This is a genomic window from Petrotoga sp. Shatin.DS.tank11.9.2.9.3, assembly GCF_003665005.1.
Classification (GTDB): domain Bacteria; phylum Thermotogota; class Thermotogae; order Petrotogales; family Petrotogaceae; genus Petrotoga; species Petrotoga mobilis.
On the sequence record NZ_JGVT01000006.1, the window covers coordinates 48,395 to 70,933 of the forward strand.

Below are 22,539 nucleotides of genomic sequence, written 5' to 3' on the forward strand. Positions count from 1 at the left end.
GGGTGGTGGGCGGGAATAGATAAAAGAAGCTCTAACCAAAGAAAAAACTCCTTAAAGGGTGGCGGGTGCGAATAGATAATAAATAGATAATAATTAGATAATAAATAGAAAAAAGAGGGCCGAAGGCCCTCTCTCAAATTCCCCTTTATCTCAACAACTGCAACACATTTTGTGGAATCGTATTCGCTTGCGCTAACATTGCATTTGATGCTTGCAAGAGTATCTGTTGCTTTGTAAAATCCATCATCTCTTTCGCCATATCTGCATCTCTGATTCTGCTTTCGGCTGCTGTTAAGTTCTCAGAAGCTACACCCAAGTTGGATATAGTATGTTCCAATCTGTTTTGAACAGCACCAAGTGATGCCCTTGCTGTACTTACTTTGTGAATTGCAGCGTCCACAACCATTATCGATCTTTCAGCACTGTTTTGGTCTGTTGCTTTAAGTGACTTATCTGTGAGCCCAAGTGCCTTGGAACTCATATCGTCTATTCCAAGTACGATGTTATGACCTTCATTCGCCCCTATTTGCAAAACTAGCTGATTAGCCGCAGTGTTAGTTGCTTCAACTCTAACAACAGCACTATCTACAATTTCATTTAAAGGTAATGAATCACCGAAATCAGCAATTTTAAAAGTGTCAGCCTCCCATTTAAAGGTAATATTTCCTAGCGTTGTTGATGCAGCTGACAAATTGACTATTTTTGAATTTGTTCCACTAGCAGTTATTTGAGTTATTCTAACATCCAATACAGATTCTACAGTGCCACTTAATTGTCCCACTTCTATAACATAAGTACCTTCCACTGCAGCTGAGCTTACAGGTGTTACTAACTCCACATTGATATTGCCACCTGTAACAACTTTGGCATCCACTTCACCTCTGAATGATTCAATCTTACCATCAAGCAATTTCATTGTGTTAAACTCTGTGGTTCTTGAAATCCTATCGATCTCTTCTCTTAGTTGGTCTAATTCTAACTGAATTTGATTTCTATCAACATTTGTGTTGGTATCTGATGCAGCTTGAACAGATAATTCTCTCATTCTTTGAAGTATAGAGTGTGTTTCTGTCAATGCCCCTTCTGCTGTTTGTATCAAAGATATAGAATCTTGTGCATTCTTTACAGCAGTTTCTAATCCTTTAATTTGACCTCTCATCTTTTCGGATATTGCTAATCCCGCTGCATCGTCTCCTGCTCTGTTAATCCTTAAACCAGAAGAAAGTTTTTCAAGTGTTTTACCCATAGATTGGTTTACTTGATCCATCGATCTCCATGCATTCAATGCACTGATGTTGTGGTTAATCCTCATAATTCATACACCTCCATGTGATTTTTTTGTTTCTTGCCCTTCCTTGGACAAGGATTTTTCTACTTTATCGCAACAACTGCAACACATTTTGTGGAATTGTATTCGCTTGTGCTAACATTGCATTCGATGCCTGCAAGAGTATCTGTTGCTTTGTAAAATCCATCATCTCTTTTGCCATATCTGCATCTCTGATTCTGCTTTCGGCTGCTGTTAAGTTCTCCGATGCTACACCCAAGTTGGATATAGTATGTTCCAATCTGTTTTGAACAGCACCAAGTGATGCTCTTGCTGTACTTACTTTGTGAATCGCAGCGTCCACAACCATTATCGATCTTTCAGCACTGTCTTGGTCGGTTGCTTTAAGTGAATCCTCCGTGAGTCCAAGAGCCTTGGAACTCATATCGTCTATTCCAAGTACAATGTTGTGACCTTCATTCGCACCTATTTGCAAAACTAGCTGATCATCAGCTGTGTTGATTTCTTCAACTCTAACTACTGCACTATCTATAACTTCATTTAAAGGTAACGATCCTCCAAAATCATCAATATCAAAGGTCGCAGCATCCCATTTAAAGGTAATATTTCCTAGCTTTGCTGATGCTGCTCCCAAAGTGCTTAGTGTTGAACTTATTGTTCCATCAGCTTTTATTTGAGTTATTTTAACATCCAAAGGAGAGGTGACATTGCCATTTAATTGTCCAACTTCTACAACATAAGTACCTTCCACTGCTCCGGAGCTTACAACTGCTAGCTCCACATTGATATTGCCACCTGTAACAACTTTGGCATCCACTGAGCCTCTGAATGACTCAATCTTACCATCAAGCAATTTCATTGTGTTGAACTCTGTGGTTCTTGAAATCCTATCGATCTCTTCTCTTAGTTGGTCTAATTCAAGCTGAATTTGATTTCTATCAACATTTGTGTTAGTGTCTGATGCAGCTTGAACAGATAATTCTCTCATTCTTTGAAGTATAGAGTGTGTTTCTGTCAATGCCCCTTCTGCTGTTTGTATCAAAGATATAGAGTCTTGTGCATTCTTTACAGCGGTATCCAAACCTTTTATTTGACCTCTCATCTTTTCGGATATTGCTAATCCCGCTGCATCGTCTCCTGCTCTGTTGATTCTTAAACCAGAAGAAAGTTTTTCAAGTGTTTTACCCATAGATTGGTTTACTTGATCCATCGATCTCCATGCATTCAATGCACTGATGTTGTGGTTAATCCTCATAATTCATACACCTCCATGTGATTTTTTTGTTTCTTGCCCTTCCTTGGACAAGGATTTTCCCTTAGCGCTAAGGATTTTCATAAATATTATCGAACAGTTTTCCAAAAACTTTAGTATTTTTATACCTTCTTTTTATTTTTCTTTTCTTGAATATAGCTAAAACTTACCTTAAAAATACATACTCCCTTTTGACACATTCAAAGGATATTATGGTTTATATAGCGCTTCTCTTTCAAAAAGTGTGGTTAGATAATTGGTAAACTTAATTTCACTCCAGATTAATTATTTGCTATTTTCGTAAGAGAACTATCTTCCTTATAACTTTCATCCCTCATAATTCCTCCTATAAAACTCCAAATACTCTCCTGTTATACCCTTCTTTCATACATATTTTTCCTAAAAAATTCCTCAATTTTAATTACTTTTCGATTTTTTTAAGAATTATTTCGATTTTCAAAAAGCATTTTGTATAATTATTCAATATTTTAGTTCTTTTTCTTCTTACCTTATTTCCCTTGAACCCTTTTCGGGGTGTTTCCTTTAGTTAATCGTTGTTTTGGCCTATTTTTTTAGTTGGTATTCTTTCTCAGCTCCTTTTAACATTATTATCTCTTCATCCATCAAAATTCTATCCACGCCTGTCATATGCTCTTTAATATATGCTGTCTCCCTTTTTATCTCTTCTATCTCCTTAGGTATCAAAGCAACATTAGCATCTTCCATACCTATCTCCTATATCTTATGATTATATAAAACATTCGTTTTTGGTTATATAATAAAGTTACAACATCCTCTGCTTCTTACAGGCGGCAGGCTCAATTTTGGACAACGTCCGCGGACATATGAAGTGCAAGGCGTCGTCGTTTGTCCTATGTTAGCGGAAGTGCCTACTTTTTTCATGGTAAGGAGATAGTCAAACCTGAATTTGGTCCAGGTGGTATACCTAAAGCTGGTTCTACCCCTTGCGATTTTCTGAGGTCTTCCAACAAAGCTTGCGGATCAATTCTCCTTCCAATCATTGCTTGGGACTTTTGGCGTGGCTGTTGAACTTGCTTCCCTCTATACACTACAACTTCACTGATCCCCTCAGCAATTGCTCTTGCACATATTCCGCGTGCGTAAAAACGATTGAATTCACCTTCAGCTAGCGTTTCAGGAGCATTCACAGGAACTTCGGCTTTCGTTATTCCTCCACTTCGCAATCTCCTTTCCTCCTCTGATTCCATATAACGCTGCTCATTTAACTGAGCAGCTAACCAATCATCATTGTGACCAACGATAGCATCTATAAGAAGTTCAGCCTAATTAGATTTTCCATTGGAATTCAAACGAGGGCTTATATATAGGGTTCCCTCCTTAACATCCATTTCCAATTCCTTAAGCATAAACTTGCGTGTTTGATCATCAAGATTTTTATATTGTATGGCCATGTTATTTCCTCCTCGTATAATATGTATGGATATGAAACTCAAAAAATGGTACTAAAAATCAGCTTTTTGTTCTTTTTATTATTTTTTTTGTAAAGAGATACCCTAATGCTAAAATAGTACCAGGATGATTAACGAGGGAAGATTCTCTTCCCCCCTGCAAGCCCTTTTGACCGTTGCTTAAAAAGCTTGTTTCCTGACTTAGCAGTCAACTTGCTAACCGATTACTGCATCACCTTTGATTAGGCCATCAGCAAGGCTATTTTTCATTGGTGGATGCTCATAGAGCGCGAGGTTGCCTTTGACTGCTAAGATTAGGGTATCTCTTTGCTTTCATCCTTTATCTTTATTCGAAAGGTGGTGAAATAACTATGAATTACAACGTTTTATCCACTTTGTTTGTCGGTATCGATGTGAGTTCTCTAACTAATACAGTTTGTGCAATCGATTTTCAAAACAACAAACTCCTTGATTTTGATACTAAAAATAACAGAATAGGTGCTGAATACATCGCTGAGGCTATCTCCAATTGCCTTGTTTCTAACAACTTTGAATTTGTCGTTATCGCTTTGGAAGCTACTTCTTTTTACAGTACTCACATAGCCAATTTCTTGTCAACCAATAAGAAACTTTTGCCTTTTAAACCTCTTGTGTATCAGCTTAATCCAAAAACTACAGCCAATTACAAAAAGACTTTTGTCGATATCGATAAAACAGATCATTTGGACGCTTACGTCATAGCCGATTTTGCTAGATGTGGTAAGATTTCTTCTTCCCCTTGGCGTGGTTCTCAGTTTTTGGCTTTACAAAGACTTACACGCCATAGGTTCCATTTAGTTCAAACACTCGTCTCTGAAAAGAATTGGATGCTTTCCAACATTTATCTGAAATTCAGTGAATTGGCTGTGAATAATAGGGATAAGCCCTTTTCCGATATATATGGTGCTACATCTTGTGCTGTTTTGACTGAGTTCTACTCTTTGGATGAGATAGTTTACAAATCCATCGATGATTTAACTCAGTTCGTTATTAAAAAAAGTAAAAACAGGTTCAAAGATCCCGTAAAGGTTGCAACACTTCTTAAACAAGCAGCCAAGAATTCGTACAGATTGGACAAAATGGCTTATGAACCTTTGAATATCGCTATCTCTTCTTCCTTAAACGTAATAAAAGCCTTGGAAGATGAAATAAAAACCGTTGATAAGGCTATTGAAAAAACGGTAAAAGGGCTTAATCCCACAGAATATCAATCACTCATCTCTGTCAACGGTATCGGTCCTGTTATCTCCTCTGGTATCATCAGTGAGATAGGTACGATAGCTTCCTTTCAATCTCATGATAAGTTGGCTAAGTTTGCAGGACTGACTTGGAGAAAACGTCAATCAGGGAATTATTCCTCTGATGAGACAGAAATGACTAAAACAGGTAATCCGTATCTTCGATACTACTTTATCGAAGCTGCTAACTCCGTTAAAAATTATATCCCTGAGTTCGAAAAGTATTACTGGAAAAAATACTACGAGGTTACCACTCATCAACACAAAAGAGCCCTCGCGCTCACGGCTCGTAAGTTGGTTCGCATGATTTTTGCATTGCTGAGCAAAAATCGAATCTATTCGAATTACTAAGTTGAATAGATACAATTGAATCTTTTTGTGTTTTCAAGCCTATTTTGTGTTTTTTTAAAAGTATGGGTATTGTCAGTTACGCCAATTTTTAACATTTTTTTGATTTTTACCCCTTGACATATCACCGATTAGCTTTTTCCCATTAAATTTATTGGTTCTCTTCCAAAAAGTGTGGGTAGAAAAAAAATATGAACAAATGATTAAATAATCTGATATCATTTTAGAAAAATAAAAAAACTGATCTCTACACTTATCCAAAAGCTACTTTTGTTACAAGAGAAGCCTTTTCAACCGCTGTTTTTTAAAAAACATCTTGTTATTAATTTCATTCCCTAACGCAGATTTTTTTCAAAATTTTGAATGACATCATATACATTATACATTACATCTTTTTGTTCCTCGGTTATATTAGATATTCCCAAAAATAGGCTATTTTCTCCCTTGTTTTTTGATATTCATATTCGATTCTATACTCTTTATGTCATTCTCCAATTTATCCCTATAATAATTTAAATTTACAATCTTAATCAAAGAGATGTATAGATTTTCTGCTCCTATTTTCTATTTCCTCTTTTATAGCTTTTTGATAAGCTAATTTTTTGAAACCATCCGCATTTATGCCTTCTGTAATATATTTTTAAATTTTTATCTGATATTTCAAAGATGCTGTATTTACTAAACGAAAAAAATTCACTTAGCAATAGCAATTGGAGATTTTGATTTTAACTTGATACGCTCTTCAAGTTTTTCTTTTGCTGTAAATTGCACCGGGACTTTGCTTTGGGCTTCCTTCAGATTCCACCTCACGATGGATACCCTTGCCTCAACTAGTAGTTCCTGCTACCTGACCCACAAGGGACTTTCATCGCTTAGCTATTGCGTATGCTGGATGCACAAAAAACTCTGTCTATAAGAGAGATTACTTATCTATTATAGTTAAATTTAATTTTTCTAATTCATTTTTAACTTCCAAATAAGTTGTTCTTTTTGCCTCACTAGAATCAATTTCCACTATTTTTGTTTTGTTGGCTAGTTCTTTGAAAGTTTCTTCAAGGTTATCTTTGCTTACTAATTCACCATTAACATAGATTTCGTCAGATTTTATTGTTATTAATGGTATTTTATCTTCTTCAATTTGCTTTCCTGGGCCCTTTGTACCTTGTCCTCCTCCCCCAAGTCCAAATCCTTTAAATGCAAACCCTATAAAAAATAATAAAGCTATGATTATTAAAATAAGTATAACATTCAATTTCATAATAATATCACCCCTCAATTATTGTATAAAAATGGTATTTCTGTAAAATAAATTCGGTCAGCACTGTATTTATTCTGTATTTCCTTGACTGCTTCTAACAACAAATTATATGAGTAAAGAAAAACATTATCATCCATCTGTTTTATAGTTATTAGAACTAATTGGGGAATTCCGTTGTTTTTCAAAGAACTCTCTATTCTCTCTTCAAGGATGTCTAACTTACTTTTTCTAGTGTTTTCTGAGGCATACTGCTCATAGGTTATGGAAAAGTCTATTTTCTGGTTGTTCAAGAATATTTCAGGCTCCTCACCTTGAATAGTTATATCCAGAACAAAGAAGTTCTCTTTTAAAGCTTCACTTTTTATAAAGTAATCTAAGTTGATTTCTTTGTTTTCCAATAGTTTTTTTATTCTTTTGACTTCATCTTCATCAATATTTTCTGGTAGTTCCACATCTTCAAAAGCTTTTTCAATGATATTGGATAGCTCTATGTAAAAATTTTCATAAAAAGTATTTTGTTTTTCCAACTTGTCGTTTTGGTTAGCTATTTCTTGAAGAGAGTTTGATTTTTCCTCTAAATCATTTTTAAGTTCCAAGTTTTCTTGTGCTAATTCTATACTTTTGTTTGTTGCAACTTCAGCTTTTTCATTGGTTTCAGATATGTTAAATAAAAAAGCGAAAAGAAGTATCAACAGTATATCTACAAAAGGTGTAAGTTCAATTATCGTTCTTTTTTTCATTACTATCACTCGCAGTCTTGATCATTGTATCTATTATATAATTGTTATCCTCTATTTTATAGGCGAGTATTCCTTCTAATACTTTAAATACTATTGCAAATATAAGACCAAGAAATGTTGAAGATAAAGCATTCACAAAATTTTGAGTTATTATTTCAGAAGTGATTTCTGAAAGTTTCAAAAAAGAAATTACTGTACCCAAAATCCCCAAAAGTGGGAAAATACTAGTCACAGAACCGTAAATAGAAAAATATTTGTTAATAGAACTATTTTCACCTTCGATATATCCAAAGTTATTCTTTGCGTTAGATTTTTTGTACGTGTCTCTGAAAAATTCGTAAAGTTCTAAATGTTCTGCCCTGTTAGGTCTTAATTTAGAAGAAAGATTTTTTGATTTAGCAAGAATCCAAAGAAATAAAACTAAATTTCCAGCTCCAAAAAAAACAATCACCCAATTCACCCAAAAAGAACCAAGAATATTTCCCATAATAAAACCACCCCTTGTTTAGATCCTATATCTTAGTTGATTCCTAATTTTATCCTTTTTTCCTGAAAAAGGGTTCAGAACGTATACATTTTTCTTAATAACTTTCATCCCCCATAATTCCTCCTATAAAACTCCAAATACTCCCCTGTTATAACCTTCTCCATCCATTCTTTGTTTTCAAAGTACCAATCTATCGTTCTTTTTATTCCTTCTTCAAACTTTGTCTCTGGTTCCCAGTCTAACTCTTCTTTTATCTTTCTTGGGTCTATTGCGTATCTTCTGTCATGTCCTAACCTGTCTTTCACATGTTTAATCAAACCTTCGTTTATCTTTTTGTCTTTTGTTTTTTCTTGTAAGTATTCTATTACTATTTTTACTATCTCTATGTTCTCTTTTTCGTTGTGTCCACCTATGTTGTATACTTCTCCACTTCTTCCTCTTTCAAATACAAGCTCTATCGCTTTACAATGATCTTCCACGTACAACCAATCCCTTATCTGTTTGCCATCCCCATACACCGGTAACTCTTTGTGGTTCAACGCGTTGTTTATCATCAGCGGTATGAGCTTTTCTGGAAATTGATAGGGTCCATAGTTGTTTGAACATCTTGTTATGTTCGTATTTAAGCCGTATGTGTCGTGGTAAGCCTTTACTATTAGATCTGCACTTGCTTTACTTGCAGAGTATGGACTGTGTGGATCAAGGGGTGTTTTTTCTGTGAAGTATCCTGTTAGTCCCAACGCTCCATACACTTCATCGGTTGATACTTGTAGGAATTTCTGGTTTTTTCTTTCATCGTAGTATTTTTTGAATACATGCAACAACGTTTGTGTCCCCAGTATATTTGTTTTTAAAAATATCTGTGGATCGTGTATCGATCTGTCTACATGGCTTTCGGCAGCTAAGTTTATTATCCCTTCTATTTCGTTTTCTTTGTATATCTTTTCCAGCAGTTCTATATCGTTTATGTCACCTTTTATGAAGGTGAACCTATTTTTTTCTTCTTCATTTAATTTGGATAGGTTATCCAAATTTCCTGCATAGGTTAGTTTGTCTAACCCTATTATCTTTTTGCCTTTGTGTTTTCTTAAGTAGTAGTATACGAAATTACTTCCTATGAATCCAGCTACCCCTGTTACTAAGATACTCATTCGATCAACCCCTGAAGGAAATCCTAGAATCACTATCAACATTAAATTGAAAAAGTTCTCTCAACATTTTTATTTTTGTGTAATAAATTATTCTGTTATATTTTATAATAGGTTTAACTAAAAAATCTTAGCAATGGTAATTCTCATTTCAATATATATCATATATACTTGAAAAGATAAGCAGTTTTTCTTATAACTTATATCACTCTGCAACTCTTTAGCTACAATCTAATGATACAAAAAATACATTTTTGTTTAAAAAGATTTTTAGCATGTTATTTACTTTTCCTACTGCTTATTAAAAGCAAAAACCATTAATCATTATTAAGATATTTTTTTTCTAATATTAATAAATCTTTTTTCCTATCTTTTATGGGTTTAGCAGGTATTCCAAAATAAATTTTCCATGGTATTGTTGATTTAGTAACTAATGAATAAGCACCGATAGAACATCCTTCTTCTACCCGCACGCCGGGGAAAATTGTACTACCTGTCCCCACAATTACGTGTCTTCCAATATAAACAGGGGCTTTTGTAACATTCTTGTATTTATTTGGAACAGTAGGATTAGTCAATGTTTTTCCACTATAATCGTCAGACCTCGTAAAAACATTACAAAAATAAGCTAATCCAGAAAAGTCCTCCATCTCGATCCCTTCTTCCCCTCCAGCTAAATTACAAAAAACTGCTATATGTACATTCCTACCTAATTTTATTTTTCCAGACAAAACACAGAAATCATCTACTCTACAATTATCTCCTAAAAAAATATTTTCAGGATCATAAAAACTAGCTTTTTTACTAAATTTAACGTTTTCCCCAACGTATTTAAAACCGATATTTTTAAGTTCTTCTTCTGAATAGAAACTCATTTTTCCTTCCTCCTATCGTACAAATTTTTATTGATCAACGGATATTTATTTATCGAAATAAGAAAATAAAATTTGAACCAACTTTCCTACAATTTGTGATTATCTAAATGAAGACAAAATCTACATGATGAGTACCTTATTTACCCTTTTTTCTGATAGATCTTAAAAATAAATCAAATTCTTAACTATCCATAAAGTTGGTAGGAGAAGACGTTACCCGTTCAAGATAATCTTGTATTTTTTCTACTATATATTTAACCTCTCTTAACTCTAAAGAATAATACATTGGCAATCTCAGCAATCTTCTACTTAGGTTTTCAGTTATAGGTAATTTAAAACTACCAAATCTTTCTTTTGAATATTTTGATTCGTGTAATGGAATATAATGAAAAACGCTATGTATACCGTTTTCTTTTAAGTAATCCATTAGATTGTCTCTTTCTTCTTCTGTGTTCAAAATTATATAAAACATGTGATAATTAGTTCTAGCATATTCATTTATTATGGGAAGTCTTAGCTTTCTTTTATGTTGTAGCGGCATTAGTCCGTTATAATAAGCTTCAAATATTTCCTTCCTTTTTTGGTTTATTTTCTCAATATTTTCAAGCTGATGATACAATACAGCAGCGTTTATATCTGAAAGTAAATAGCTAGATCCAATATCTACCCACGTATACTTATCTACTTCTCCTCTAAAAAATTGACTCCTGTTGGTTCCTTTTTCTCTTATTATTTCAGCTCTTTCTAAATATCGAGGATTGTTTACTGATACAGCTCCACCTTCTCCTGCTGAAAAGTTTTTTGTTTCATGAAAGCTATAACAACCAATGTCACCTATCGTTCCTAAATATTTGTCTTTATACTTTGCATCTACCCCCTGAGCTGCATCTTCTATAACTAAAAGATTATATTTTTTAGCAATTTTCATAATTTTATCCATATCACACGCGACTCCTGCATAATGAACGGGGACAATGGCTTTAGTCTTATCTGTTATTAGACCTTCGATTTTTTCTTCGTCAATGTTTAAGTTGTCTTCTCTTATATCGCAATATACTAATTTTGCTCCTCTTAATACAAAGGCATTTGCAGTAGATACAAAAGTGTAAGAAGGTAATATCACCTCATCACCTTCTTTAATATCAGATAATAATGCAGCTAATTCTAAGGCATCCGTTCCTGATGAAGTTAATAAAATCTTTTTTGATTTAAATCTTTCTTCCATGAAATTTGAACACAATTTCGTATATTTCCCATCGCCTGAAACCTTACCATTATCAAAGGCATCTTTTATATATTCTAACTCTTTTCCAAATAGATTTTGTTTATTAAAAGGTATCATTTCTTGTCATCTTCCTTCGCCAGTATAATTAGGTATTTCCCATATTCAGTATTTTCATATTCTTTTCCTAATTTATTCAATTCTTCTTTTGTGATCCATTTGTTCCTGTAAGCTATTTCTTCCAAACAAGCAATGTATAAACCAGTTCTTTTTTGAATAGTTCTAACAAAGTCAGCGGCGTTCGCAAGTCCATCGTAGGTGCCTGTGTCTAACCATGCAAATCCTCTTCCAAGAAGTTCAACTCTCAATTGTTGTTCTTTTAAATACACTCTGTTTAAATCAGTAATTTCTAATTCTCCTCTTGCGGAAGGTTTCAAATTCTTAGCCTTTTCAATCACAGAGTTATCGTAAAAATACAAACCGGGAATAGCGTAATTTGACTTAGGCTTTGAAGGCTTTTCCTCCAAACTTAAGACATTTCCCTGCTCGTCAAACTCTACAACACCAAACTCACTAGGATTAGTTACATAATAACCAAATATAAAAGCACCTTTTTTTGTCTCGGATGCCTTTTTGAGTTTTGGGCCAAAACCTTGACCATAAAACACATTATCCCCAAGGATTAAACAAACACTGTCTTCCTCGATAAAATCTTCCCCAACAATGAAAGCATCTGCAAGTCCTCTTGGCTTCTCTTGAACTTTGTAATCTATTTTTAGTCCTAAATGACTTCCATCGTTTAATAGCCTTTTGTACATATCAATATATTCTGGATTAGAAATTACTAGAATTTCTCTTATTCCAGAAAGCATGAGAACGGATAATGGATAATATATCATAGGCTTATCGTATATCGGAAGAAGTTGTTTACTTATTCCTTTAGTGATAGGGTATAATCTTGTACCATTTCCCCCTGCAAGGATTATGCCTTTCATCATAAAACCCCCCCTAAGACTCAAATATATTTTTCCACAGTTCAACACATTTTTCTTCTGAAAATTCTTTCGCTATGATTTCCCTGTTTCTTTCCCTCAAATTTTTATCCATATAAATGAGCTCATCAAAAGTTAAATTATCCAATCCATATGTATCGAACATAGTTAAGCCTTTTTCCTTAAAAAAGTCCCATGGCGTTATGTCGCTTTTTATAAAAACTTTCTTTCCTAAATAAAGGAGAGCTAATATATTACCAATGGCTTGTTGCCTATCATGATTAAAAATAGCTATATCTACAGAATTAAGTACTTTTCCATATTCTTCTGGAGATAAAAATTCCAGCAAAGGTTTATATTTTTCTCCATATAAATTCTTGCCAGCCTCATAAACCTTTTTCGCCCATTGCTGATCTCCGTAAGAGAGTGGCGTTATTATTTCAATGTCTTTTTCTTTAAATCTGGATAGTTTATTAAGTATTTCAGTGTGCTTATTTGCAGGGTCCGCAGAATTGCCAACTAGAATAACTTTTCTATCTGTTTCCTTTTTGCTATTTTTAATTTTATCCAAATAACTATAATTAACAGGATTAGGATAAAAAGCATAATGATACTTTGCTTCCGTTTTATACCATTTTTTAGCTAAATAATAATCGCCTGGAACTAAGGTAACTATATGTCCAAAATTTTTGATCACATCTTTTCTTGTAAGTTCATAAGAATCAAATTTTAGATTTTTATTCGTAAATTTGTGATAGTATAAATCTCCGCCCCATAGAACCCAATAAGATTTTTTTAATAAGTGAGACTGTAAAAATAAAAATAACACTAATTCACTAAAAAACAATGAATGAATAAAAATCTTTTCTGCTCTTTTCATTTGAAAAAGCAAAGTTCGTAGGTTTTCCACCTCATTTTGGGAATTTAATATAATCAAATTTTTCCTTCTTTTAAACCTTTGCTTTTCATAATTGCCTAACACAATAAAACAATGATTATTTTTAGGAAAGTTTTTCTCTATGAAATCAAAAAAAGGTTCTGAATATGTTTGGCTAATGCTATTGAATATATGTATAATTATGTTGTTAACTTTTTTTGGAAAATATATTTCCGAAACGATTGTGTTTATCACATCTAGATCGCTGTCTTTTCCTTTATCATTCAAAGGAATTTTTTGACCCTTTACTCTTTCTCTATTATCTGTGTTCAAAATTTCTTCAATCTCATATATCTCCTGCTCCAATGAGTAATTATCTTCAATAAACCTACGGTAACTTTCTGAATCGTAACTTTGTTCGGTTATTTTTTCTACCGCTTCATCAATTGTGTTGTATATAAGCTCATTAGGCCATTGCTCTTTTGAACCACTATAATTTAAAATTACTGGTTTTATCCCTCTTGCCATGCTTTCTATAATGTTATAAGGATAGCCTTCATGTATGCTTGTTGATATTATGTAGTTTTTATCTTCTAAAAATTTTTCTACATTGTTTATCCAGCCATGTAAGATGAAATTGTCTTCCATTTTCATTTCTTTTTTTATGTATTCAAAGTATTCTTTGTACAATGGATCTTGGAAGTCTCCACCTACATGTAATTTGTATTTGTTATCTAAATCTTTTAATTTACCTATTATTTGAATCCATGTTTCTGGATTTTTCCTATAATTTATGTGAGCTAACACTGCTAAATTGTATCCTGGTTTGTGTATAGAGAATTTGAATTTGTCTAAGTCAACCCCGTTGTAAACAATTTCTTCTTTGCACGATTGAAGATCAATGTTAAGATGTAATTGGTGAAATGTTAGTTTCATAGAATTTGCAACAAATATCAATCGATCGATATTTCTCCAATTTATTTTTTCAGGGAATTGTGTAAAGGCTTCGTATCTGTGTAATCTACAAATAACTTTTTTATTTGCTATTTCGGGCACTTTGTTTGTTGCAAATACGGCTAACTCATTTGCCCATTCAAGCCAGACTATGTCCGCCCATTTTATCGCTTGTGTTATTTCGTTTACGTCTGTTGATACTACGAGTTTGACATCGTATCCAAGCGAGAAGGTTTCTACTATGTCTTTTAGGAAGTTGTCTAAGCCAGGAAGGCAAAGGAAGGCTATCTTTGTGTCTTTTTTTATTTTGTTTCTTATTTCTAAGAACTTCTTTTTCATTTGCGGGTTATCTGTTAGCTCTGCTGCTTTTAGGTAAAATCTTAAAGATGCTAATTTGCTTCTGTTTTTGAATTCTATGTCTCCTAAGAGATCATAAGTTGCCCAGTCTTTGTCGTGTATCCTCATGAGGTATCTCCATGATTCCATTTCTTGATTCATTTCTTTTAGTAGATACCCATAGTTGAATAATAGGTCTGAGTCAACTGGGTTTATTTTTAATCCTTTTTCGAATTGTTCTTTGGCTTTTTCGAGTTCTTTTTTGTTGAAGTGTATTAGTCCTTTTAAGTTGTATTTTTTCGGGTCATCATCGGATATTTTTTCTATTTGTTCTTGAGCTTTGTTTATTTCTCCTTTGTTTATCAATTCAAAGATTTCTTCGTACATGGGAATCCTCCTTAGCTTTTGAAGTTGTCTTTAGAAGTTCTAAAACTTGTGTTAGCGCCCCTTCGCCCCGCAGCCCACCCTTTAAGGATGAGCAAAAGGCTTTGCCCTTCGCCCTGCAGCCAGTCCATAAGGATGATCGTATTTTTCATTGCCTTTTAATATTTCTTTTTAAGTAATTGTTTATCCTATTTTTATCGACTGAAATGGGGAAGTTTTTAGCATATTTTTTGGGAAGTGATATTTTCACTTAAAATTTTTGCTAAAAACTGTTGCTTTTAATTTTTAGTATGGTATAATATTTATAAGATTATTATATGTGTTGGTTATAGGTATAAGGGTTCCATTGACAGGGCTTTTGCCCGGAGGAGGAAGGGTCATGGCAGAGGAAAAAAAGAAAAAACAAGATAAGCCAAAAGATAAACCAAAGAAGTAGATAAGTGATATTGATCGGAAGGAAGGCAGATAATTATTTATCTGCCTTCTACTTTTTATTTTTTGCTTATCGCCCTGTACCCCTTTGAAAATCAAAAACTTATTTTTGAAAATTACGAAGTTTCTAAAATAATCATTCTATCTAAGTTTGCGCCCCTTCGCCCCGCTCCCCACCCATAAGGATGAGCAAAAGGCTTTTCCTTTCACCCTGCTCCCCACCCTATAAGGATGAATGAAAGAACTATTCATCCAATTGCTCGCCCAAAAGGATGAATGGAAGGGCTCTTCGCCCCGCAGCCCGCCCTTAAGGATAAGCAAAAGGCTGTGCCTTTCACCCAGCAGCCCGCCCATATGTTGACTTCTTAGGTAAAATTGTGTATAATGTTATATATACGTATGCCTAAGGAGGAAGTTTTATGTATTTTTTTGATAATCTTTTGGATATTAAAGGGCGGGAGGAGGAGTTTTTTAATAAGGAGATTAGTATAAAAGGCAAAATTTTTTATGTTGATGAGGCAAAGGATTTTTATTATTTGTTTGTTACTGATTATAGTTATTCTTTTTTGTGCAAGTCAGAAAGGAGGAAGACGCCCCGAACGAGCTCAAGGAAAGAAGAGTGGTTTAGATTTGAAGGAGTATTAGAGTACGATAGTGAAATGGGGAGTTATTCTTTGAATGTGGACACAATAAAAGTTGCTGTTCCATTGGCTTGGCACGATCTTTCGGTAGAAAAGAGGGTTGAACTTCATGCGCATTCAAAGATGAGCTCAAAGTTGTCCATATTGGATATGGAGGAGTTAGTGGATGCTGTTTCTTCGTTTGGGCAAAAGGCGGTTGCTATTACGGATAACGAGAATGTGCAGATAATTCCTTATTTCTATGAGTATGCTAAGAGAAAGGGTGTAAAAGCCATTTTTGGTTGTGAGTTGAATGTGCACGATGAGAGAAGAGGGATCGTGAAACATGTGAATGTGCTGGTCAAGAATAAAGAGGGGTTGAAGAATCTTTATAAGATAGTATCGATTTCTCATATGAACGTTGTGAATAAAAGTGCTATAATTTCACTTTCTGATTTGAAGAATTTAAGAAAAGGGCTACTTTTAGGCTCTTCACTGGATGGATTTTTGCTTTACGACTTTCTGAATAAGTATTCTACCGACAATTTAAAAGAATGGATAACCTTTTTTGATTATATAGAGCTTTTCCCGATGGATTGTTATAACGATTTATGTTTGGAGAAGGGTAAGATTATCGATTATTCTAAAACAGTATATGAGATTGCAAAAGCTTTCAAAAAGCCTGTTGTTATGTCCGGTGATGTTCATTATTTGAGAGAAGAAGATCGAGAGTATTTAAACGCTATGATCGTTGGTACCTCCACAAAGAGTAAACCAAGAAAGACTATGCGGAGTGTTAATTATTTTAGAAGCACTTCTCAGATGTACGATGAAGCGTTTGAGATCTTTAAAAAGCGTGGCATTGCAAAGGAAATCGTTGTGAAAAATCCAAATAAAATCGCTAGTGAAATAGAGGAGTTTGCTCCTTTTGATTTTAAATTGAAGGCGCCCAATATCCCCTCTGCCGACCAAAATTTGAGAGATATCGTATATAACAATGCAAAAAAGAGGTATGGGGAAAAGTTGCACCGTATAATTATAGATAGGATAGAGAAGGAATTGAAAAGTATAATAGATAATGGGTATGCTGTGATATTTTTGATCTCAGCCGATATGGTCAAAAAGTCTTTAGAGATGAGTTATCCAATCGGTTCGAGGGGTTCTGTTGGTTCTTCGCTTGTGGCTTTTCTTTTAGGAATAACAGAGGTTAATCCGTTGCCACCACATTATTTTTGTGAGAGTTGTGGGTTTATTGAGTTCAGCGAGGATTTGAACTTGAGTGGTTTTGATTTAAAAGAGAAGTCATGCCCAAATTGTGGTACGATTTTGAACTCCGATGGACATAATATAAGGTTTGAGGTTTTTATGGGGTATTCTGGTGAGAAGATCCCAGATATAGACGTGAATTTTTCGGCAGAGATCTTCAACGATATACAGAGGTTCTTGGAAGAGAAGTTTGGTAGGAACTATTGTTACAAGGCAGGTACGATAAGCACCATCTCAAGGTACAACGCTTTGAAGATGGCGTTCAATTATTTCAAGGATGAAGATATGAATTTTGCACATCTTTTTTGGATTTCTCAAAAAATAAAAGGGACAAAGTTGAATACAGGTCAACATCCATCGGCTATGATAATAATCCCTCAAGAGTACGATGTTCACGATTTTACTCCTTACCAATATTCTGCAAATTCTCCCGAGATTGGTATCGTTACGACACATTATGATTTTAAGGCTTTAGAAAATGATTTGCTGAAAATAGATGTGTTGTCTCACGATGGTCCAACATTTTTAAAAATGCTTAAGGACTTAACCAGTTATGATTACAACGATATTTCAATGCATGATGAGCGGGTTCTTTCACTTTTCTCTTCTACAAAGGAGTTGGGGGTGGATCTTTCGGAGATAGGTACGGAGATTGGAACGTTGGGTGTACCGGAAGTTTGGACGCCTTTTTCCCATAAGATGCTCACCGAGACAAAGCCTAAAACTTTTTACGATCTGTGTAGAACGAATTCACTTGCACACGGAACGGATATTTGGTTCAACAACGCCCGTGAGATAGTTTTGAAGAATGTTGCAGGTATCGATCAGATCGTTAGCTGCAGAGACGATATTTTGACAACGCTTGAATATTTCGGAGTGGAACCCAAAACAGCTTTTATGATTATGGAAAAAGTGAGAAAAGGGAAAGAGCTTACAGAGAAAGAGTTGAAGGCGATAGATGATTCAGAAGCTCCCGAATGGTATCTTGATTCTTTGAAGAAGATTCATTATCTATTCCCAAAAGCCCATGCGGTTGCCTACATGATAATGGCGTACAAGATAGCGTTTTACAAGCTTTATTATCCTCTTGAGTTTTACAGCGTTTATTTTACTATCAGAGCAAGGTTTTTTGATATTGATATTATAATGGATGAAGCATTGACGGTTCAGGCGATTAAAAAACTTTCAAAAAATGAATACCAACATAATTACGAAGAGTCCAACTTTTATTCCACACTTAAGACTGCCTACGAGATGAGAAAGAGAGGTTTTGGCTTTTTAAGACCGGATCTTTACAAGAGTGAAGCAAATGTTTTTAAAATTGAAGGGGAATATTTGAGGATTCCTCTGACCAAAGTGAGAAATATTGGGAGTAAGAATGCCCAGCGGATCCTGAAGGAAAGGGGAGGGCCCACAGAGAAAACTCTCCTTTCAAATTAATGTTATCACAATCAAAGAAATTAATAAAAATTTAATAAATTTATGATATTATATTAATGTTATGTTTTTCATTTTCAAAAAAATCAACATCAGGAGGGATCGGTATGAAAAAGATAGTGGTTTCTTTATTTGCTTTAATAGTTTTAACTGCGGTTGTTTTTTCGGCTCCATTAGGTTTAGGTGTAAAAGTTGGTGAACCAACGGGGTTGTATATAAGAAGTTACACTAGTAATACAAGTTTTGCCGGTATCACAGCTGCGTGGTCTTTTACTCACAACAGTTTCACCATACAAGCTGATTTTAACGGTGTTTCTCCAAATCTTTTTGGTGATATTGATTTTAGTTATGGTGCAGGCATTCATCTTGGTGTACAAGATAATTTAAATTTAGGATTACGCTTCCCATTGGGTTTGAATTTTGCTATTCCTGAAACTCCATTGATCACATTTTTGGAAATTGCACCAGGTTTTAAAGTTACCCCTGAAACAGATTTTGATTTAAGCGGAGGACTAGGTTTGTTTTATACTTTTTAATTTGACATAATTATCAGATTATGATATAATAAGTTGGTAAGAATTATAGATTAAGGAGTGTTAGACGTGAAACAAGGTATACATCCAGAAATGAAACTTATAACCGTAAAATGCGCCTGTGGTGCCGAACATACTTTGTATTCAACAGTTGACAATTTCAGATTAGATGTCTGTTCTGAGTGTCATCCTTTCTACAGAGGAGAATTAGGTTCACAAATATTGGATACAGAAGGTAGAGTTCAGAGGTTTAAGAACAAATACAAAGATTTTCTTGAAAACTAAAATCTCTAATTTTCTTGTTGGGGGGGATTTATTAGAGTTAAGGAATAAACTTATCAAGAGATAAAAAGCGTTATCCAGTTGGACCTTGCTATTGGCAAATTTTCACCAATATCCAGCTGGAAACATAACAAAAAATCTCGGAGGTGAAAACCAACGCCCGGACCCAGGCCATCCGTATATGAAGGGTGATATCACGACTTAGCAAGGTTCTCGTGGTTAAGAAAAAAGGGCAAGGTAATTATTTTGGTAAATGAAAGTTTAGCAACAGGGGATTCTGTGAAAGGCAAAGTGGTCGATATCAAAAAGTTTGGTGCTTTTTTGGAACTTGAAAATGGTGAAGAAGGATTTGTACACATTTCAAAGATTTCAAAAAAGTATGTTAGAGAGATATCCAGTTTTCTAAAAATCGGTGATGAAGTTCATGGGAAAATCATAGGAAGGACAAAAGACGGAAAGTATGAGTTGTCTTTGAAGGATTTTGATGAGGAAAAAGAGGATACGGGGAAATCACACAATTTTGAAAAAAGATTGAACCAGTATCTAAAAGACAGCGAAAAGAAGATATCCGAGTATAAAAAGCACTTAGATAAGAAAAAGAATACACGTAGAAGATAATTAATTATAGGTTATGCATATATAGAATAACATCTGAGAGGGAGATTTTCTCCCTCTCAATTATTTTTTATGTCAAAAAAATCTAAACTCTGACCTTTTCTTTTTAAAGTTACATACTTTGTGGTAAAATAATTGAGAAAGCTGGGAGCGGGACGAAGGGTCGCTCTAAAATAAGTTTTAAAGAGTCTAAAGACATTATAATAAAGTTCTAAGGAGGATTAGCATTTGAGTACATATACAAGAATAAAAGGTACAAAAGATATTTTTGGCGAAGAAGTTAAGTATTGGGAATACATAGAAAATACAGCAAAGAACCTTTTTAAAATATACGGATACAAAGAGATAAGAACCCCATTAATCGAAAAAACCGAACTTTTTAGCAGAGGAATAGGTCAAGAAACAGATATTGTCCAAAAAGAAATGTATACTTTTGATGATAAAAAAGGAAGGTCATTAACTTTAAGACCGGAAGGAACCGCTTCGGTAGCAAGGGCTTATATAGAAAACTCTTTAATAACCCTTGGATCTCCTCAAAAATTATTTTACATAGGTCCTATGTTCAGATATGAAAAGCCACAAGCTGGCCGTTATAGAGAGTTTTATCAAATAGGAGCAGAGATTTTTGGAACAGACCATCCTTTAGCAGATGCAGAATTAATCACATTTGTCCACGACTTCTTCAATAAGTTAAAATTGAGCAATTTTAAAGTGAAAATCAACAACATAGGTACGTTTGAAAGTAGAGAAAAATACAAAGAAGTATTGAAAACGTATTATCAACCATTGTTACCCAACCTATGTGAAGATTGTCAAAGACGTTTCAATACCAATATTATGCGCTTGTTGGATTGTAAAATCGACGTGGAAGCTGCAAAAAACGCTCCATCAATTTTGGATTATTTAGACGAAGAAAGTCGTGAACATTTCCACAATCTCCAAAAGTACTTGAAGGCTTACAATGTACCTTATCAAGTTGATCCAAAAATTGTTAGAGGTTTAGATTATTACACGAAAACAGCCTTTGAGGTAGAACATTCTGATTTGGGTGAGCAAGCGGTCATAGCAGGTGGTGGTAGATACGACGACCTCGTTGAACAATTAGAGGGTCCTAAAACTCAAGGGGTTGGTTTCGCGATAGGGATTGAAAGGGTAATAGAAGCCCTAAAAAGAGAAAATGTCGAGGTTGAAAGTGAAAGCGAAATAGATGTTTACGTGGCTTTTCAAGGTGAAAAGGGTGAGATGGCGGCTATTACTTTATCGAAAGAACTTAGAAAGAAAGGCATAAATACTTTTTTAAATATATCGAAAAGGAATTTATCAGGGCAATTTAAACATGCCAATAGATTAAACGCTAAATATGTGGTAGTAATAGGAGATGAAGAGATTTCTAGAGATATCGTCACAATAAAGAATATGAAAAGCGGAGAACAGACCCAGATTGAAAGAAATTGGGTGTCTGAAATCATTGTAGAGAAATTGAGAGAGGAATAAAGACTTTTTTAACTGGAGGAAATAAAATGATTTTGTTGAGACCTTTTATTATTTTTATAACCTTTGTTTTATCATACATACCTGTCCTACAATTCGTTGGAGTGGCGTTATTATTTTTTATTTATCACGTTTTGATCAGAAATAGAAATCTTCATATTGAACGAATGAAGAAGGTCTACCAATCGAATAATTTGAACTTTCCCGATATAAAAGAAAAGAACCCAATAATTTGGTTTGTTTTGTACATGATTTCTTTTTTGGTATTAAATATTTTTTATCTATACTTGATACAACAAGTAGGGAGTTTAACTTTAGAAGAAATACCAACTTTTACACTACCTAGTTGGCAGATTTATTTATTTTTAGGAAGCTTTCTATTAAGCTGGATCTCCTATGCTAGTATGATAAATAGGATTGACAAAGATCAATGGCAGCTTCAAGAGTCTGAAATTAGTAATAAAATAGTTAAAAATCGTTTCATTAAATTGAGAGACGGAAACGTCGTGATGTTATTGAGAATTGTTACCCTTGATGTATACCAGTGGTTTCTTTTGTTTTTCTTAATAAGAGAAACAACGATACATTATTTTGAAGATGGAACCGCTACGGGAAGATATCTTGAACTAATCAAAAAGGATGAGAAACAAACACAAAACGAAACTTCAACAAAAAACACAACGGAAAAACCGACACAAGAGGACCCTTATGAAAAAATAATCAATCAAATTAAAAATATGGGGGAAGATGAAAGATATAGCACAATTTTTTCTCATGTTACGTCCATATCAGACAAAAAGAAAGCCGAAGAGATATTAGAAAAGTTGCTGGAAGATGGTTATATAAAAGAGGAAGAATACAAAAAACTCCAACAATTTTTGTAATTTTTGTTGGGTGGGCAGCGGGGCGAAGGGGCGCTATATAAAGGATTATAAAATATTTTTGTAAGATCTTAAGGGGCAAAGCCCTCGTGCAGCTTTGTGCAAAAAAATTTT

Annotated in this window: 20 protein-coding genes; 7 read left to right on the plus strand and 13 right to left on the minus strand. The window is 34.2% G+C overall.

The window, feature by feature from the left end; genetic code table 11:
• Window positions 1-145 precede the first annotated feature (145 nt).
• The 5 genes from BZ25_RS10590 to BZ25_RS10565 form a co-directional block, all read right to left on the minus strand.
• Window positions 146-1,312: a flagellin gene (locus BZ25_RS10590; RefSeq protein WP_121567477.1), complete on the minus strand. Its 1,167-nt coding sequence runs from the start codon at window positions 1,310-1,312 to the stop codon at window positions 146-148.
• Window positions 1,313-1,376: 64 nt separating this feature from the next.
• Window positions 1,377-2,543 carry a flagellin gene (locus BZ25_RS10595; protein WP_121567478.1) on the minus strand — a complete coding sequence of 389 codons (1,167 nt, stop codon included), beginning with the start codon at window positions 2,541-2,543 and terminating at the stop codon, window positions 1,377-1,379.
• Window positions 2,544-3,104: 561 nt separating this feature from the next.
• On the minus strand, window positions 3,105-3,266 hold the full coding sequence (locus BZ25_RS10320) for a hypothetical protein (RefSeq protein ID WP_158584878.1): 162 nt from the start codon (window positions 3,264-3,266) through the stop codon (window positions 3,105-3,107).
• 173 nt (window positions 3,267-3,439) lie between these two features.
• On the minus strand, window positions 3,440-3,745 hold the full coding sequence (locus tag BZ25_RS06900) for a hypothetical protein (RefSeq protein WP_121567479.1): 306 nt from the start codon (window positions 3,743-3,745) through the stop codon (window positions 3,440-3,442).
• 99 nt (window positions 3,746-3,844) lie between these two features.
• Window positions 3,845-3,973 carry a hypothetical protein gene (locus tag BZ25_RS10565; RefSeq protein WP_255415883.1) on the minus strand — a complete coding sequence of 43 codons (129 nt, stop codon included), beginning with the start codon at window positions 3,971-3,973 and terminating at the stop codon, window positions 3,845-3,847.
• 368 nt (window positions 3,974-4,341) lie between these two features.
• Between BZ25_RS10565 and BZ25_RS06905 the strand changes: the two genes are divergently transcribed.
• Window positions 4,342-5,598 (plus strand): IS110 family transposase, encoded by a 1,257-nt coding sequence (locus tag BZ25_RS06905; protein ID WP_121567480.1) that lies wholly within the window; start codon window positions 4,342-4,344, stop codon window positions 5,596-5,598.
• 919 nt (window positions 5,599-6,517) lie between these two features.
• On the opposite strand, the gene BZ25_RS06910 is transcribed toward BZ25_RS06905, so the two are convergent.
• From BZ25_RS06910 to BZ25_RS06945, 8 genes are all read right to left on the minus strand, one after another.
• A complete protein-coding gene (locus BZ25_RS06910) occupies window positions 6,518-6,853 on the minus strand; it encodes a hypothetical protein (RefSeq protein WP_121567481.1) in 336 nt (111 codons plus the stop codon).
• A 14-nt stretch (window positions 6,854-6,867) separates the two neighbouring features.
• Window positions 6,868-7,593 (minus strand): hypothetical protein, encoded by a 726-nt coding sequence (locus BZ25_RS06915; RefSeq protein ID WP_121567482.1) that lies wholly within the window; start codon window positions 7,591-7,593, stop codon window positions 6,868-6,870.
• Window positions 7,571-8,080, minus strand: coding sequence for a MotA/TolQ/ExbB proton channel family protein (locus tag BZ25_RS06920; RefSeq protein WP_121567483.1), 510 nt, complete (start codon window positions 8,078-8,080; stop codon window positions 7,571-7,573). The genes BZ25_RS06915 and BZ25_RS06920 overlap by 23 nt, the downstream gene beginning before the upstream one ends.
• A 104-nt stretch (window positions 8,081-8,184) precedes the next feature.
• Window positions 8,185-9,231, minus strand: a complete 1,047-nt coding sequence (gene rfbB, locus BZ25_RS06925) for a dTDP-glucose 4,6-dehydratase (RefSeq protein WP_121567484.1) — start codon at window positions 9,229-9,231, stop codon at window positions 8,185-8,187.
• Window positions 9,232-9,545: 314 nt separating this feature from the next.
• Window positions 9,546-10,103, minus strand: coding sequence for an acyltransferase (locus BZ25_RS06930; RefSeq protein ID WP_121567485.1), 558 nt, complete (start codon window positions 10,101-10,103; stop codon window positions 9,546-9,548).
• 181 nt (window positions 10,104-10,284) lie between these two features.
• Window positions 10,285-11,445 carry a dTDP-4-amino-4,6-dideoxygalactose transaminase gene (gene rffA / locus BZ25_RS06935; RefSeq protein WP_121567486.1) on the minus strand — a complete coding sequence of 387 codons (1,161 nt, stop codon included), beginning with the start codon at window positions 11,443-11,445 and terminating at the stop codon, window positions 10,285-10,287.
• Window positions 11,442-12,320, minus strand: a complete 879-nt coding sequence (gene rfbA / locus BZ25_RS06940) for a glucose-1-phosphate thymidylyltransferase RfbA (protein ID WP_121567487.1) — start codon at window positions 12,318-12,320, stop codon at window positions 11,442-11,444. Before rfbA ends, rffA begins: the two co-directional genes overlap by 4 nt.
• A gap of 13 nt (window positions 12,321-12,333) precedes the next feature.
• Window positions 12,334-14,871: a TDP-N-acetylfucosamine:lipid II N-acetylfucosaminyltransferase gene (locus BZ25_RS06945; RefSeq protein WP_121567488.1), complete on the minus strand. Its 2,538-nt coding sequence runs from the start codon at window positions 14,869-14,871 to the stop codon at window positions 12,334-12,336.
• A gap of 848 nt (window positions 14,872-15,719) precedes the next feature.
• On the opposite strand from BZ25_RS06945, the gene BZ25_RS06950 reads away from it, so the two are divergent.
• The 6 genes from BZ25_RS06950 to BZ25_RS06975 all read left to right on the plus strand — a co-directional run bounded on the left by BZ25_RS06950 (window position 15,720) and on the right by BZ25_RS06975 (window position 22,428).
• On the plus strand, window positions 15,720-18,626 hold the full coding sequence (locus BZ25_RS06950) for a PolC-type DNA polymerase III (RefSeq protein ID WP_121567489.1): 2,907 nt from the start codon (window positions 15,720-15,722) through the stop codon (window positions 18,624-18,626).
• 104 nt (window positions 18,627-18,730) lie between these two features.
• Window positions 18,731-19,159: a hypothetical protein gene (locus BZ25_RS06955; RefSeq protein ID WP_121567490.1), complete on the plus strand. Its 429-nt coding sequence runs from the start codon at window positions 18,731-18,733 to the stop codon at window positions 19,157-19,159.
• A 66-nt stretch (window positions 19,160-19,225) separates the two neighbouring features.
• Window positions 19,226-19,441 (plus strand): 50S ribosomal protein L31, encoded by a 216-nt coding sequence (gene rpmE / locus BZ25_RS06960; protein WP_121567491.1) that lies wholly within the window; start codon window positions 19,226-19,228, stop codon window positions 19,439-19,441.
• 243 nt (window positions 19,442-19,684) lie between these two features.
• On the plus strand, window positions 19,685-20,056 hold the full coding sequence (locus BZ25_RS06965; RefSeq protein WP_121567492.1) for a S1 RNA-binding domain-containing protein: 372 nt from the start codon (window positions 19,685-19,687) through the stop codon (window positions 20,054-20,056).
• A gap of 225 nt (window positions 20,057-20,281) precedes the next feature.
• A complete protein-coding gene (hisS, locus tag BZ25_RS06970) occupies window positions 20,282-21,547 on the plus strand; it encodes a histidine--tRNA ligase (protein WP_121567493.1) in 1,266 nt (421 codons plus the stop codon).
• A gap of 26 nt (window positions 21,548-21,573) precedes the next feature.
• Complete coding sequence (locus tag BZ25_RS06975; protein ID WP_121567494.1) at window positions 21,574-22,428, plus strand: hypothetical protein; 855 nt, start codon at window positions 21,574-21,576, stop codon at window positions 22,426-22,428.
• The last annotated feature ends 111 nt before the right edge of the window (window positions 22,429-22,539 follow it).

Coding starts and splice junctions, on each gene's coding strand:
- BZ25_RS06945 (WP_121567488.1), bottom strand. CDS start 14,871: ATGTACGAAGAAATCTTTGAATTGATAAACAAAGGAGAAATAAACAAA.
- BZ25_RS06915 (WP_121567482.1), bottom strand. CDS start 7,593: ATGAAAAAAAGAACGATAATTGAACTTACACCTTTTGTAGATATACTG.
- BZ25_RS10590 (WP_121567477.1), bottom strand. CDS start 1,312: ATGAGGATTAACCACAACATCAGTGCATTGAATGCATGGAGATCGATG.
- BZ25_RS06920 (WP_121567483.1), bottom strand. CDS start 8,080: ATGGGAAATATTCTTGGTTCTTTTTGGGTGAATTGGGTGATTGTTTTT.
- BZ25_RS06950 (WP_121567489.1), top strand. CDS start 15,720: ATGTATTTTTTTGATAATCTTTTGGATATTAAAGGGCGGGAGGAGGAG.
- rffA (WP_121567486.1), bottom strand. CDS start 11,445: ATGATACCTTTTAATAAACAAAATCTATTTGGAAAAGAGTTAGAATAT.
- BZ25_RS06910 (WP_121567481.1), bottom strand. CDS start 6,853: ATGAAATTGAATGTTATACTTATTTTAATAATCATAGCTTTATTATTT.
- BZ25_RS06905 (WP_121567480.1), top strand. CDS start 4,342: ATGAATTACAACGTTTTATCCACTTTGTTTGTCGGTATCGATGTGAGT.
- BZ25_RS06975 (WP_121567494.1), top strand. CDS start 21,574: ATGATTTTGTTGAGACCTTTTATTATTTTTATAACCTTTGTTTTATCA.
- BZ25_RS06930 (WP_121567485.1), bottom strand. CDS start 10,103: ATGAGTTTCTATTCAGAAGAAGAACTTAAAAATATCGGTTTTAAATAC.
- rfbB (WP_121567484.1), bottom strand. CDS start 9,231: ATGAGTATCTTAGTAACAGGGGTAGCTGGATTCATAGGAAGTAATTTC.
- BZ25_RS10320 (WP_158584878.1), bottom strand. CDS start 3,266: ATGGAAGATGCTAATGTTGCTTTGATACCTAAGGAGATAGAAGAGATA.
- BZ25_RS06955 (WP_121567490.1), top strand. CDS start 18,731: ATGAAAAAGATAGTGGTTTCTTTATTTGCTTTAATAGTTTTAACTGCG.
- BZ25_RS10565 (WP_255415883.1), bottom strand. CDS start 3,973: ATGGCCATACAATATAAAAATCTTGATGATCAAACACGCAAGTTTATG.
- BZ25_RS10595 (WP_121567478.1), bottom strand. CDS start 2,543: ATGAGGATTAACCACAACATCAGTGCATTGAATGCATGGAGATCGATG.
- rfbA (WP_121567487.1), bottom strand. CDS start 12,320: ATGAAAGGCATAATCCTTGCAGGGGGAAATGGTACAAGATTATACCCT.